The following is a 14,111-nucleotide window of genomic DNA, read 5'->3' as shown; positions in this document are numbered from 1 at the left end:
GCGGCCCCGTTGGCTTCCGCCGCCACGCTGGCGTGACGCTCGGCGGCGGTCACGGATTGGCCTCGGTGCGCCTCCGACCGTCCACGGACTCAGTTTCATAACATTTGCCTCAATGGCAACAAAAACCACATTTGCATCGCATGCCGCGTGCCTGCTGCTGCTCGCGATCACCGCCCTGCCCGCCTGCACGCCGCGCCCCGACGGCCCGGGTCCAGCCGCCGAGCGATTCTTCGCCGCCTTGTCCACCGGCGACACCGCGGCCGCCGCCGAGCTCAGCGATGACCCGAGCGATGCCCGCGAGGCGCTCAATGCGGCCTGGGCCGGCTTGCAGGCCACCCACCTGGACACCCAGATCCTGGGCACGCGCTACACCGAGGACACCGGCACGGTGGCCTACCGATTCACCTGGCAGCTACCGAAAAACCGGGCCTGGACCTACGACGGTCAACTGAAGATGGCCCGCGACGAGGGCCGCTGGCTGGTCCGGTGGACCACCACCGGGCTGCACCCGCGGCTCGGTGAGCATCAGACGTTCGCGCTGCGGGCCGACCCGCCGCGACGTGCCGGCGTCAACGAACTCGGCGGTACCGACGTGCTGGTGCCCGGCTATCTCTACCGCTACACGCTGGACGCCGGCCGGGCCGGCGCGCAACTCATTCAGACCTCTCGGGCGGTCGTCGACGCCCTGCACCCCTTTGACGACGCGCTGAACGACCCGCAGCTACTCGCCGAACAAGCCAGCTCGTCGGCCACGCCGCTGGACCTGATCACGCTGCGCGCCGACGACAACAACGCCGTCGCTCCGGCGATCGGAAACCTGCCCGGGGTGGTGATCACCCCCCAGGCCGAGCTGCTGCCGACCGACGAGCACTTCGCGCCGGCGCTGATCAGCCAGGTGAAGCAGGCCGTGGTCGGCCAACTCGACGGCCAGCCCGGCTGGCGGGTGGTCAGCGTCAACCAGAACGGCGTGGACGTCGCGGTGCTGCACGAGGTCGAACCCTCACCGGCGCCGTCGATCTCGATCAGCCTGGACCGCTCCGTGCAGAACGCAGCCCAGCATGCCGTCGACAACCAAACCCGTCAGGCGATGATCGTGGTGATCAAGCCCTCGACCGGCGAGATCTTGGCGGTTGCCCAGAACGCCGCCGCCGACGCCGACGGCCCGATCGCCACCAGCGGCCTGTATCCGCCCGGGTCGACGTTCAAGATGGTCACCGCAGGCGCGGCGATCGAACGCGACATGGCCAGCCCCAACACGCTGCTGGGCTGTCCGGGCACGATCGACATCGGGCACCGCACCGTGCCCAACTACGGCGGATTCGATTTGGGTGTGGTGCCGATGTCGCGGGCCTTCGCCAGTTCCTGCAACACCACGTTCGCCGAGCTGGCCAGCCGGATGCCGCCTCGAGCCTTGACACAAGCGGCCGCCAAGTACGGCGTCGGCCTGGACTATCAGGTGGACGGGATCACCACGGTGACCGGTTCGGTGCCCCCGACGGTGGATCTGGCCGAGCGCACCGAAGACGGCTTCGGCCAGGGCAAGGTGCTGGCCAGCCCGTTCGGCATGGCGTTGGTCGCCGCGACGGTGGCCGCCGGGAAGACGCCGGTGCCGCGGCTCATCGAGGGGCGGGACACGACGGTGGCCGGCGAGAACGCGCCGGTGAGCCCCAAGATGCTCGACGGCCTGCGGCCGATGATGCGGCTGGTGGTGACCAACGGCACCGCGACCGACATCTCCGACTGCGGCGCGGTGTTCGGGAAGACGGGGGAGGCCGAATTCCCGGGCGGATCGCATTCCTGGTTCGCCGGGTATCGCGGTGATATGGCATTTGCGGCGCTGATCGTCGGGGGCGGCAGCTCGGAGTACGCGGTCCGGATGACCAAGTTCATGCTGGGCCAGCTGCCGGGCGACTACCTGGCTTGACGGCCGGCCGGCGGAGCGGTCCGCGGCAGCATCGGCGGCGGTACATTGAAACAGCTATGACCCGGCCTGACGAACTGACCGAACTGCGGGTATCGGATGCCGACCGCAACGGCACGCTGCGTCGGCTGCACAACGCGGTCGCGCTGGGGCTGATCGACATCGGCGAATTCGAGGAACGCTCGTCGCAGGTGTCCTACGCCCGGACCCGCACCGAGCTGGACAGCCTGGTCAGCGACCTGCCCGGGCCCGGCGCGATCGTTACCTCGGCAGCCGACCGGGTCGAACTCCGCGGCTGGCTCGGCTCGCTCAAGCGGCACGGCGAATGGATGGTGCCGACCCGGCTGGCGTTGGTGCGCCGGGTGGGCTCCTGCGAGTTGGACCTCGTGCACGCCCGCTTCGCCGGCCCGGTCGTGGTCATCGAACTCGACATGAAATTCGGATCGGTCGAAATCCGGTTGCCCGAGGGCGCCAGCGCCTCGATCGACGACGTCGAGGTGTACGCCGGTAGCGCCAGCGACCGCCGCAAGACCGCGCCCGCCGAAGGGACACCTCATGTGGTGTTGACCGGCCGCGTGGTCTGCGGCTCGGTGGTCATCAAGGGACCGCGCCGGTCCTTGCTGCGCCGGCGCTAACGCCGGAAAAGCGTCGCGCCGGCGCGCGTCAGCCGGCCCCATCCGCGCGGCCGGCGGATCAGCGTGAGTACCAGCGGAACCGCGTTGAAGTAGGAAACTCGCTCGGCGATCAGTCCGTCGGTGAATGCGAAGCGATCGACGGCGCCCCACGCGATCGGCTTGCCGCCGTAGGTTCCGCTCAACGTGAATTCGATGAACACCTCGGCTTGGCCGTGGCCGATGGTGTGTACGTCGGCGTGCAGGTCGGGGATCAGCGCGAACAGCCGCTGGAACGCCGACCGGCAGGCCCGCTTGCCGCGCAGGGTGCCCATCATCGGCTGGACCAGCACGATGTCGTCGCTCCACAAGGCCTCGTGTTTGGCCAGGTCCGGGGTGCGCCAGGTGTCGGCGAACCGCTGGGCGAACTGTGCGGTGAACTCTGCGTCAACGTCGTCGATGGTCATGGTCGTGCAATGTAACGCCATCCGCCGACTACCCTGGCGACATGCCTGTTCGCACCGCACTTTCCCCTGGCGTGCTGTCTCCGACGCTGCCGGTGCCGCCGTCGGTTACTCGCCCCGAATACGTCGGTAAAGCCACCGCGCGCGAGGGCAGCGAACCCTGGGTGCAAACTCCCGAGGTCATCGAGAAGATGCGCATTGCGGGCCGGATCGCGGCCGGCGCGCTGGCCGAGGCCGGCAAGGCCGTTGCGCCCGGCGTGACCACTGACAAGCTGGACCGGGTCGCGCACGACTACATGGTCGACCACGGCGCCTATCCGTCGACCCTGGGCTACAAGGGTTTCCCCAAGTCGTGCTGCACGTCGCTGAATGAGGTGATCTGCCACGGTATCCCCGACTCGACGGTGATCGAGGACGGCGACATCGTCAACATCGACGTCACCGCCTACATCGACGGCGTGCACGGCGACACCAACGCCACGTTTCTGGCCGGCGACGTCTCCGAAGAGCACCGACTGCTCGTCGAGCGCACCCACGAGGCCACGATGCGCGCGATCAAAGCCGTCAAACCGGGCCGGGCATTGTCCGTGGTGGGGCGCGTCATCGAATCGTATGCAAACCGGTTCGGCTACAACGTGGTTCGCGATTTCACCGGCCACGGTATCGGCACCACCTTTCACAACGGCCTGGTGGTGCTGCACTACGACCAGCCGGCGGTCACCACGATCCTCGAGCCGGGGATGACGTTCACCATCGAGCCGATGATCAACCTCGGCGCCCTCGACTACGAAATCTGGGACGACGGCTGGACGGTGGTCACCAAAGACCGCAAGTGGACCGCGCAGTTCGAGCACACCCTGCTGGTCACCGACGCCGGCGCCGAAATCCTGACGCTGCCGTGACGTTTCTGCCGCGAGTGTGCGGTTTGATACGCCCTACACGGCGTGTCGCGGATGACACCGCACAGTCGCCGCCGGCCACGTGAGTGGGGCGCTGCTGGTCGCGGGCACCAGCTCCGACGCCGGGAAATCGGTGGTGGTGGCCGGGCTGTGCCGGCTGTTGGCCCGCAAGGGCATCCGGGTGGCGCCGTTCAAGGCGCAGAACATGTCCAACAACTCCGCGGTCACCGTCGAAAACGGCGAGATCGGTCGGGCGCAGGCCGTGCAGGCCCGCGCCGCAGGCTTGCCGCCCAGCGTCCGGTTCAACCCCATCCTGCTCAAGCCCGGCAGCGACCGCAGTTCACAGCTGGTGGTGCGCGGTCAGGTCGCCGGCTCGGTCAGCGGCAGCGACTACTGGACCCAGCGCAATGAGTTGGCCGCTGTGGTGGCCGACGAATTGGCAAGCCTGCGCGCCGAATTCGACGCAGTGATCTGCGAGGGCGCCGGATCGCCCGCGGAAATCAACCTGCGCGAAAACGATCTGGTCAACCTGGGGTTGGCCCGGGCCGCGCACCTGCCGGTGATCCTGGTCGGCGACATCGATCGCGGCGGGTTGCTGGCCCACTTGTTCGGCACCGTCGCCATACTCGATGCGCCGGACCAGGCACTGATCGCCGGGTTCATCGTCAATAAGTTCCGCGGCGACCTCACGCTGCTGGAACCCGGTCTGCGGCAACTGGCCGACCTCACCGGGCGTCCGACCTACGGCGTGCTGCCCTACGCCGACGAACTCTGGATGGACTCGGAAGACTCCGTCTCGGTGATGGATCACCGGGTGATGGGCTTACCGCAACCGCCGCGCGGGCGGGACCGGCTTCGGATCGGCGCGCTGCGGCTGCCGCGGATCTCCAACTCCACCGACGTCGAAGCGCTGGGCTGCGAGCCGGGAGTGGTGGTGCGCTGGGTCAGCGAACCTGCCGACCTGAGCGACGTTGACGTGATCGTGGTGCCGGGCAGCAAAGCCACCGTGGACGATTTGCGCTGGCTACGCACTCGCGGGCTGGACCGGGCCGTCGCAGCGCATGCGGAATCCGGCCGGCCGGTGCTGGGCATCTGCGGCGGTTTCCAAATGCTGTGCCGCTCGATCGACGATCGGGTGGAAAGCCGGTCCGGTCGCGTCGACGGGCTGGGCCTGCTCGACGCCGACATCGTGTTCGACGCCGACAAGGTGTTGCGCCGGTGGCAGGGCGCGCTGAGCGGCTACGAGATCCACCACGGCCGGGTGGTTCGCTGCACCGAAGCGGACTGGTTCGACGCGGACGGAACACCGCAAGGTTACCGACGCGACCATGTGTACGGCACCCACTGGCACGGCCTGTTCGACAACGACGAATTTCGGCGAAAGTGGTTGACCGCGGCGGCCGCCGCCGCCCGCCGGGATGGTTTCGTTGTGGCTGACGATGTGGATGTGACGGCGCGCCGCGACGGTCAGCTGGACCTGATGGCCGACTTGTTGGACGTCAACGTCGACCTCGATGCAATCATCGCTCTGCTCGACACCGGTCCGCCGCCGCGCCCGAGGATCGTTGCGGGCCTGCGTGATTAGCGGCCATCGTCAAAACTGCGCTAGCGCAAGCGTTCTCCTGGCGCGGCGACCGTGGTTGGAATCTATTAGACATCAGTTCACCTGATATCCATCTGAGAGACAGTGCAGAAACGCCACGCACGGCGGGCAATGGCTGTAGCTTGCGAAAGTGCCCTCGACGATGATGACCACCATCGACGGATTCCCGATCGAGGTCAATATTGCGGGCCCGGAACGGGGCTCGGTCGTTGTGGTGCTCGGCGCGGCGCAGCGGCCACTGGCCGCCTACGACCCGCTCTGTGAACGCCTGCACACCGCGTCGCTGCGGACACTGGTCATCGGCCCCGACCAACGGCTGACCGCCAAGTCCGTGGTCGGCATTCTCGATGTGCTCGATATCGACTGGGGTGTGTTGGTGGGCGATCGCATTGGCGGCGAACTGGCTTGGGAGCTTGCGGCGACCAGACTGGACCGCTTCACCGGTCTTGTCGTCATCGATCGCGGGCATCCGCGGGCACCCGACCTCGCCGGGGTCGTCCGGGACCGCGACTGTCCGCCGGTGGAAATCAACACCACCGCGCTGGTCAGCACGCCCGCCGCGCAGGCGGTGGCCCGCGCCAGCCAGCGGTTCGTCTACGGCGATTACCGCGTGGTGGAGCTGCTGGGTCGCCGCAATGCGCAGGATTCCGTTGCGCAGCTGGCCGCCGAGATCGTCTTGCGCACCAGCACCTGGTGATCGGCCGGGGCCGCGGCGTCGGCCTACGGTGGTGTCGTGCAAAGGTCGCGACCTCCGATGATCGGCATGACCACGTATCTGGATCAAGCCCAGACCGGCATTTGGGACGTTCCGGCCAGTTTTTTGCCGGCCGCCTACTTCCAGGGCGTCACCCGAGCCGGCGGCGTGGCGATGTTGCTGCCGCCCCAGCCGGTGGACGCCGACATCGCCGAGCGGGTGCTCGACGGTCTCGACGGCCTGGTGATCACCGGCGGCAAGGACGTCGACCCCGCCGCGTACGGCCAACACCCGCATCCGTCCACCGACGAGCCCGGCCGGGAACGCGACGCCTGGGAGTTCACCTTGCTGCGTGGAGCGCTGCGGCGTGCGCTGCCGGTGCTGGGTATCTGCCGGGGCGCGCAGGTGCTCAACGTCGCGCTCGGCGGAACGCTGCATCAGCACCTGCCCGACGTCATCGGCCACAGCGGCCATCGGGCCGGCAACGCCGTGTTCAGCACGCTGACGGTCCGCACCGTGGCGGGCACCCGGCTGGCGGGCTTGCTGGGCGAGTCGGCCGACGTGCGCTGTTATCACCACCAGGCCATCGCCGACGTCGGCGAAGGACTGATCGTCAGCGCGTGGGACGTCGACGGCGTGATCGAGGCGCTGGAGTTACCCGGCGATGATTTCGTCGTCGCCGTGCAGTGGCATCCCGAGGAAAGCCTGGATGATCTGCAGCTGTTCACCGCGATTGTCGACGCGGCGCGCGCGTATGCGAGCGTGAACAGATGAACGCGCCGATGAGCAAGCGGCTGGCCGGCAAAATCGCCGTGGTTACCGGCGCCGCCGGCGGGATCGGCCTGGCCACCGCGCAGCGGCTGCACGCTGAGGGGGCCACGATCGTCGTCGGCGACATCGATCAGCAGGCCGGCGCGCAGGCCGCCGACGACTTGGCCGGTTTGTTTGTGCCAGTGGATGTTTCCGACGAGGCCGCGGTCAACGCACTGTTCGACACTGCAGCGGCAACCTACGGCTCGGTCGACATCGCGATCAACAACGCCGGCATCTCACCGCCTGAGGACGAGCTGATCGAGAACACCGAGCTGCCAGTATGGCAGCGGGTGCAAGACGTCAACCTGAAATCGGTCTACCTGTGCTGCCGGGCGGCGTTGCGGCACATGGTGCCCGCGGGACACGGGTCGATCGTCAATGTCGCCTCGTTCGTCGCGGTGATGGGCTCGGCGACGTCGCAGATCTCCTACACCGCCTCCAAGGGCGGCGTGGTGGCGATGTCGCGTGAGCTCGGGGTGCAGTTCGCCCGCCAGGGGATCCGAGTCAACGCGCTGTGCCCCGGCCCGGTCAACACTCCGCTGCTGCAGGAGCTTTTCGCCAAGGATCCTGACCGCGCCGCGCGCCGGTTGGTGCACGTGCCGATGGGCCGTTTCGCCGAAGCGACCGAAATCGCCGCCGCTGCGGCATTCCTGGCCAGCGACGACGCGTCGTTCATCACGGCCTCGGCGTTTCTGGTCGACGGCGGCATCAGCGCCGCCTACGTCACCCCGGTGTAGTCGGCGCGAACAGCCGTTCGCGGTGTCGACCGCGACATAGCTGTAGCTGGCGATGAAATCTTGCATCGAGATCGTCTCCTGAAAGGTTGGGTTCATCCGGCTGACGGCGAACGCGGAATCACGGTGGGACGCAGGTCGTAGTGCGGCGTTGCACCGCCAGCTGAGCGCCCGGCCATCTGCGTGATCGGCATCAACGGCATGCCGGACAGTCCGCTCGTCCCGGGCATCCCGACGCCGGCGCCCGGCAATGCCGCGGCCGCCGGGCTCGTCGTTGGACCCGTCCAGAGCTGCGGCACAGACAGCGGGCCGATGGCGGCGGCCCTGCCCAGGCTCGCCGCGACGGTAGACCCGCTGCCGCCCAGTGCCGTGGTGGCCGAGCCGATGGCAGTTGGCCCCGAACCGGCCCAGCCGCCCAGAGCCGAGGTGGCGGCGGTAACGGCCGCCGGGGTGGCGACGGCCGACGCGGTGCCGGTTTTCGCGAACCCGAGACCTCGCATCAAAAACGTCAGGGGATACGTCGCGAGTCTGGCGGGCACGGTAAGTGAACTCAGCAGCGACAGCGAATGCAGCGACGACGACGTTGCCGCCGACGACGGCGAGGCCAGTCCCGCCAGCGTGTGCGGCGTGCTGGATATCAGCTGTGGCGCTGTCGACATCACCGTTTCCGCATGGGTCCCCACCGAACTGCCCGCAACCTGGGCGGCGGCTCGAATGTCGGCCGGACCGCTGGTGGTCGGCGGCGGAACGACCTCAATTGCGCGGCCGCCGCTGACGAACCGGCGTAGCCGTACATGGCGGCCGCATCCTGAGCCCACATCGCGTCGTACTGAGCCTCGGTCGCGGCGATCGCCGGCGCATTTTGTCCCAGGACATTGGTGGCCAGCAGCGTCATCAGCTGAGCGCGGTTGGCGGCAATAAGCGGCGGTGGCACCGTCATCGCGAACGCGGTTTCATAGGCGCCGACGGCCGCCCGGGCGTGATTGGCGGTTTCTTCGGCCTGGGCAGCGGTGGCCTGCAGCCACCCCCCGTAGGGTGCGGCCGCGGCCGCCATCGCCGCTGACGACGGGCCGGACCATGAGGCGGCGGTCAGCCCGGAGATCACCGAAGAGTAGGCGACCGACGCCGAGCCGAGCTCGGCGGCCAGTTCGTCCCAGGCCGACGCCGCGGCCAGCATCGGTCCGGGCCCGGGCCCGGAATACATTCGGGCGGAGTTGATTTCGGGTGGCAGCATTCCGTAGTCCATCGCTATGCACCTCCGTGAAGCGCTGCGATCGGATCGGCGGTAATGGTTGGTTTGCTGATGGCTAACGACAGCGAAGACATAGACTTCTCCTGAAAAAGAACGGACATTGTGAGGGAAAGACCCATCGGCCACTGCGGTGTTCGTTGCGCGGACGTGCCGCTGCGCGGCTCAGCGCTGATTTGCGGGATGCGACGCCGATGTCAGCGTCGAAAGCTGATACACCGCGGGTGGCGTGGGTCGGCGCTCATCGGCCGCCATGACATGGGCTGACGGCTCGGCGCCGAACCGGTCACTGCCGCGTGATGCAGAACTGGGTTAGGAGATCTTGTCCGGAATGATCGGGTGCGGGGGCACGGGCGCACGTGCCGCCCGGCCAGGACCACACGATCGGCGCTGAGAGCGGCGAGGTCTGCGACGCCGGTATCACCCGCAACGGGGCCGGTGGGCGATCGCGGTGCAGTCCGGCCGATTTGAACGCCGTATGACTTGTCGGTGCAGTGGCGTGCTCCAGCTGCGCGTGGTCACCGTGGGCGGCGCTCGATGCGGTGGCCGACGGCGGAGTGTCTGGCACGGCGCGCTCGAACCGCAGCAACCAGCATCCAAGGACAGCGACCAGCACGCAGACCACCGCGACAATGGCGATGGCCGGCTGCGACGGTGAAGGTCGGCGCGCGACGCTGAATTTCACAGTGTCTCAACTGTAACAGCGCGCAGACGGTGCAGCAGCGCTGCGAACTGGCGGCGCTACCCGGCGGCGGGCGGGTGGGCCATCACGCTCGGGCGGAATCCGTAGCGGGGCGCCGAGCCATTCAGCCCGTGTCCGCTCGCACCTGCCAGCGGCATACCGCCCAGGAGGCTCCCCGGACCGCCTGTCGCACCGCCCGGCGGGAGCCCTGGGCGATGCTCGGCAACGCGGCGGCCCCGGAGGTGATCGGTGACATGGCCGTCCAACTCGACGGCACCGACAATGGTCCGATCGAGCCTGCCTGACCCAGACCGGCCGCTACGCCGCCGAGACCGCCGAGCCCACCCACCGGACCTGCCAATGCGCCGCCGAGACCTTCGGCGGCAGCCGCCCCTCCAGCCGCGGCCGCCCCCTCGGCCGTTTCCGCGGCCCCACCGAGGCCCGCCATGGCAGCGAAGTCGGTCATAGTGCCCAAGTAGTTTCCCGGCATGTAGAACCCGGACGAAAAGATGGTGTTCCAGAAATTGTCGTTCAGCCCCAGGCCCTCCGAGCCAAACAGGCCATCCGGGAACAACGAGCCCAGAAAACCCGAGCCCAACGTCGACGACCCGGGGGAGGAGAGCCCCTGCAGCGTCTGCGGGATGGTGGTCGTCAACTGCGAAAGCGCCGTCTGAGTGCCTGCGACAGTCGCCGGTCCGGTGGCTTGAGTTACCGCCGCAGCCTGCAGGACCGGACCGGCGGTCGTCGTGGTCACCGGCGGTTCGGTGAACGGCGCCAACGCCGACGCGGCCGCCGACGATCCCGCATAGCCGTACATCGCCGCGGCGTCCTGCGCCCACATCTCGGCGTAGTGCGCCTCGGTCGCCGCGATCGCCGGAGTGTTCTGGCCGAGGAAGTTGGTCGCGACCAACGACGCCAACAGGGCGCGATTGGCCGCGATCACCGGCGGGGGCACCGTCATGGCGAACGCGACTTCGTAAGCGCCGGCAGCAGCCTTGGCCTGAATGGCCGTCAGTTGAGCCTGCGCGGCGGCGCTGCCCATCCACGTCACATAGGGAGCAGCGGCCGCGGCCATCGAGGCCGACGCCGGACCACGCCATTGACCCGTAGACAGATTGGTCACCACCGATCCGTAATCCGCCGTCGCGGAAGCCAATTCAGCGGAGAGATTATCCCACGTCATGGCGGCGGCCAGCAGTGGCCCGGCGCCGGCTCCGGCATACATGCGCGCAGAATTGATTTCTGGCGGTAGCGCTGCGAAATCCATTGCACTGCTCCTCAACTCGTGGTGATGACGTTAGCTGCCTCGGTGGTCGCATACGATCCCGAGCTGGCCGTCAGCATTGTCACGAACGCGTGGTGGATGGCGGCGGCTTGCGCGCTGACCAGTTGGTACATCTGAGCGTGCGCCGCGAATTGTGCTGCGGTCAGCGCTGATACCTCGTCGGCAGCGGCCGGAATCAGCGCAGTGGTCGGTGCCACCGCTGCGGCGTTCTGAGCGCTCACCACCGAGCCGACAGATTGCAGATTCACCGCCGCGGTAGACAGTGCTTCGGGTACGATGTTGACGAATGACATGGACTGCTCCTTCGGAATATCAGATCGCCCCGGTGGACAAATCCACACCTGGGCGCGTGCAGACAACACACGTCCGTATTTGCGCAGACGTGCCTGAGAAATGGTCCGGCGCACGCATTTCGGCGCACGGCACCGTGGCTGGACCGGATCGAAACGTTAACGGTCATTCGGGTGTCGCGGGCTCGGGTCGTGCCCGAGCTGGAAATCACAGTTCAGCCCAGAGTGAGGGCGAAGCTGCACTGATCGTGGGGTCGGTGGTCACCCGCTCCTGGCCCGGCGGTGAACGCGGCCTGATATCAACCCAAGCCGGCTTCTCGACGCGTTTCAGCCGACGCGTTCGGCCTGCACAGTCCACTTCTCCTCGATGCGCCCGTAACGCCAGATTGCCAGGGCCACAACCCACGTCGCCGCGAACAGCCCCACGATGACAAAGCCCACGGCGTTGAGGTTCAGGCCGCCGACCCAAGTCCAGAACGGGCCGCCCCAGCCGAATTGATCGGCGAATAGCCCGAGTAGTTCGACGCTGCCGATCAGCAGGGCAACCGCTACGGACAGCCCGGTGATAGTGATGTTGTAGTACACCTTGCGGACCGGATTGGAAAATGCCCAGCCGTAGGCGAAGTTCATGAACGACCCATCGATGGTGTCCAACAAGCACATTCCAGCGGTGAACAGCACCGGCAGACACAAGATGGCATACCAGGGCAGGCCGGCCGCGGCGCTGGTGCCGGCCAGCACCAGCAGCGCGACCTCGGTGGCGGTGTCGAAACCCAGCCCGAACAACAAGCCGACCGGATACATATGCCAGGACGCGGTAATCGATTTGGTGAAGCGACCGAGGAATCGGTTGAGCAATCCGCGGTTGTTCAGCTGTTCTTCCAGTTCGTCCTCGTCGTAGACGCCGCGGCGCATCTGCGCGAACACCCGCAGGATTCCGACCAGGATGACCACGTTGATGGCAGCGATCAGATACAAAAACACGCCCGAGACGGTGGTGCCGATCAGGCCGGTGTAGTGATGCAGCGCCGAGGAATCCTGCTGGACGGGCCCGACGATCGCTTTGATGCCCAGCGCCAACAGCATCGCGAGCCCGAACACGACAGAGGAGTGGCCCAGCGAGAAGAAGAAGCCGACGGCCAGTGGGCGCTGCCCGTCGTTCATCAGCTTGCGGGTGGTGTTGTCGATCGCGGCGATGTGGTCGGCGTCGAAGGCGTGCCGCAGTCCCAGGGTGTAGGCCGTCAGGCCGATGCCGATCCCGAACGCCTTGTCGCCGACCGAAAAGTGCGCCGGCTCGACGACGAGCACCAACGTGCACCACCCGATCACGTGCAGCGCAAGGATGACCGCGAACATGGCGCACAGACGTAGCCACTCGTCTGGCGTCAAGGCGTTTCGCAACCTCGACCACGACGATTGTTGCTGGCCGAATGCAGCGCCGGCCATGTCGTGTCCTCTCCGCGCGAGAAGAAAACCCCGGCCGCTGACGACGTTAATCCTTCGGCAAGCGTCATGCAGACGATTTGCAGTAATAATGCAAATCATTTGCAAGTGGAATATTGTGGAAGCTTGTCGAATTTCGTGGCAACCGCGCAGTTGCTTCCGCGCTTAACGGCGGTAGGTGATCAACGGAATCGCTAGTTCGGCAGCCGTCGCAGCGCCGTGGAATCCGACCAGCTGTGCCACTTCCGGCGGTTCGAAGCCGGTGGCCAGCACCGCCGTATCGCCGGTGCAGGTGACGACGACATCGCCGATCCGGTCCAGATGATCGCGGTGCACGGGTCCGAACATGCCTGCCGCAACGGCATCCTCGCGGCTGCGCACGTCGGCGCGCCCGGAAAGTAACTCGCTCCATGCGGCGATGACGTCCGGTGCTGCGCCGTTGACGGTATGCAGGTAGCGCACCCGCGGATCGCCGGCGGCCACCTGTACGCCGGCAGCTAGGTGCGCGTCGGTTCCCAGATCGATTCGGGCGCCCGCGGGGACGTTCAGGCCGCCATGGTCGGCCGTCACTAGCAGCGCCGCATCCGCGGGCAGCGCCTCGACCAGTCGGGTGAGCAGCGCGTCGACGTAACCGGCGGCGCCGTGCCACTCCGGCGACCCGATTCCGAACACATGCGCCGCGGTGTCGAGGGCGGCGGTGTAGCCGTAGACCAGGCCCGGGCTTGCCGCGAGCTCGTCGGCCACCCGCTGCGCGTAGTCGTCGCCCGGGTTCGCCGGACGGAAGTCCGCGCCGCGGTAGGCCGCTTCGGTGAGGCCGCTGCCGATGAATGCGGCCGGCAGCACCGCCCGCGCGCTGATGCCCGCCGCGGCCAGCCGTTCGAACCACGTCGGAACGGGCTGCCACCGGGCGGGCGATGGGCTGTCGCGCCAAACGATATGGTGCAGCACTCGATCGGTGCCCGGCAGCTTGACGGTGAAACCCAAAACACCGTGCCGGCCCGGCGGGACCCCGGTGCCCAGGGAAACCAGGCTCGTGGGTGTCGTCGACGGGAATGTGCACGACAGTTCCTGCAGCCGTCCCACCTCGCCGGCCAGAGTCGACGCGAGCAGCGGAGCGCTCCCCGCCAGCTCCGGCAGCAGATGCCAGCCCATCCCGTCGACGAGGATGACCGCGACGCGGCGCACGTCGCCGACCGTTTCGGTGATCCCCAGCGCGTCGACGGCTTCCGGCGCTGACAGCAGCGCAGCAGCGGCGGGCAGCACGTCGCAAATGGAACCCCGCGGCGATCGCAAGCGCGGCGAAGCCGGGCGCAGCGGGTCGTCGCAAATGGAACCCCGCGGCAAGTTCGGCACGACGCTCAGTCTGGCAGCTTCCGGAACCCCCGATCCTGTTCATTGGCGCGATTCGGCCATCGGGTGCGCG

Annotated in this window: 12 protein-coding genes and 2 pseudogenes; 7 read left to right on the top strand and 7 right to left on the bottom strand. The window is 67.6% G+C overall.

The genetic code is table 11. From position 1 onward, the window contains the following. Window positions 1-112 precede the first annotated feature (112 nt). Entirely contained in the window at window positions 113-1,924 is a 1,812-nt protein-coding gene (locus tag A5707_RS17990; protein WP_065015802.1) for a penicillin-binding transpeptidase domain-containing protein, read from the top strand. Between the two features lie 56 nt (window positions 1,925-1,980). Beyond that, a complete protein-coding gene (locus A5707_RS17985) occupies window positions 1,981-2,556 on the top strand; it encodes a DUF1707 SHOCT-like domain-containing protein (RefSeq protein ID WP_065015801.1) in 576 nt (191 codons plus the stop codon). Here the strand turns inward: A5707_RS17985 and A5707_RS17980 are convergent. After that, the gene (locus A5707_RS17980; protein ID WP_197495363.1) at window positions 2,553-2,999 is read right to left on the bottom strand and encodes a nuclear transport factor 2 family protein; all 447 of its coding nucleotides are present in this window, start codon (window positions 2,997-2,999) and stop codon (window positions 2,553-2,555) included. The genes A5707_RS17985 and A5707_RS17980 overlap by 4 nt on opposite strands. A 41-nt stretch (window positions 3,000-3,040) precedes the next feature. Here A5707_RS17980 and map point away from each other — a divergent pair, with 41 nt between their 5' ends. The 5 genes from map (at window position 3,041) to A5707_RS17955 (ending at window position 7,742) form a co-directional block, all read left to right on the top strand. Beyond that, window positions 3,041-3,898: a type I methionyl aminopeptidase gene (gene map / locus A5707_RS17975; RefSeq protein WP_065015799.1), complete on the top strand. Its 858-nt coding sequence runs from the start codon at window positions 3,041-3,043 to the stop codon at window positions 3,896-3,898. A gap of 79 nt (window positions 3,899-3,977) precedes the next feature. Continuing rightward, window positions 3,978-5,480, top strand: coding sequence for a cobyric acid synthase (locus A5707_RS17970; protein WP_065015798.1), 1,503 nt, complete (start codon window positions 3,978-3,980; stop codon window positions 5,478-5,480). A gap of 163 nt (window positions 5,481-5,643) precedes the next feature. Then, a complete protein-coding gene (locus A5707_RS17965) occupies window positions 5,644-6,195 on the top strand; it encodes an alpha/beta fold hydrolase (RefSeq protein WP_065015877.1) in 552 nt (183 codons plus the stop codon). Between the two features lie 57 nt (window positions 6,196-6,252). Next, the gene (locus A5707_RS17960) at window positions 6,253-6,966 is read left to right on the top strand and encodes a gamma-glutamyl-gamma-aminobutyrate hydrolase family protein (RefSeq protein ID WP_065015797.1); all 714 of its coding nucleotides are present in this window, start codon (window positions 6,253-6,255) and stop codon (window positions 6,964-6,966) included. A gap of 8 nt (window positions 6,967-6,974) precedes the next feature. Further along, window positions 6,975-7,742, top strand: a complete 768-nt coding sequence (locus A5707_RS17955; RefSeq protein WP_419866443.1) for a 3-oxoacyl-ACP reductase — start codon at window positions 6,975-6,977, stop codon at window positions 7,740-7,742. Window positions 7,743-7,834: 92 nt separating this feature from the next. On the opposite strand, the pseudogene A5707_RS24215 reads toward A5707_RS17955, so the two are convergent. From A5707_RS24215 to A5707_RS17925, 6 genes and pseudogenes are all read right to left on the bottom strand, one after another. Continuing rightward, window positions 7,835-8,985: pseudogene (locus A5707_RS24215) on the bottom strand (PPE family protein). Between the two features lie 289 nt (window positions 8,986-9,274). Continuing rightward, window positions 9,275-9,673 (bottom strand): hypothetical protein, encoded by a 399-nt coding sequence (locus A5707_RS17945; protein WP_065015795.1) that lies wholly within the window; start codon window positions 9,671-9,673, stop codon window positions 9,275-9,277. Between the two features lie 56 nt (window positions 9,674-9,729). After that, window positions 9,730-10,937: pseudogene (locus A5707_RS17940) on the bottom strand (PPE family protein). 11 nt (window positions 10,938-10,948) lie between these two features. Beyond that, window positions 10,949-11,248: a PE family protein gene (locus A5707_RS17935; protein ID WP_065015794.1), complete on the bottom strand. Its 300-nt coding sequence runs from the start codon at window positions 11,246-11,248 to the stop codon at window positions 10,949-10,951. Window positions 11,249-11,572: 324 nt separating this feature from the next. Beyond that, window positions 11,573-12,691: a HoxN/HupN/NixA family nickel/cobalt transporter gene (locus tag A5707_RS17930; protein ID WP_065015793.1), complete on the bottom strand. Its 1,119-nt coding sequence runs from the start codon at window positions 12,689-12,691 to the stop codon at window positions 11,573-11,575. A 162-nt stretch (window positions 12,692-12,853) separates the two neighbouring features. After that, on the bottom strand, window positions 12,854-13,951 hold the full coding sequence (locus tag A5707_RS17925) for an alkaline phosphatase family protein (RefSeq protein WP_232000745.1): 1,098 nt from the start codon (window positions 13,949-13,951) through the stop codon (window positions 12,854-12,856). Between the last annotated feature and the right edge of the window lie 160 nt (window positions 13,952-14,111).

This window comes from Mycobacterium kyorinense, from assembly GCF_001672775.1.
Lineage (GTDB): Bacteria > Actinomycetota > Actinomycetes > Mycobacteriales > Mycobacteriaceae > Mycobacterium > Mycobacterium kyorinense_A.
This window is presented reverse-complemented; position numbering and strand designations above follow the sequence as displayed.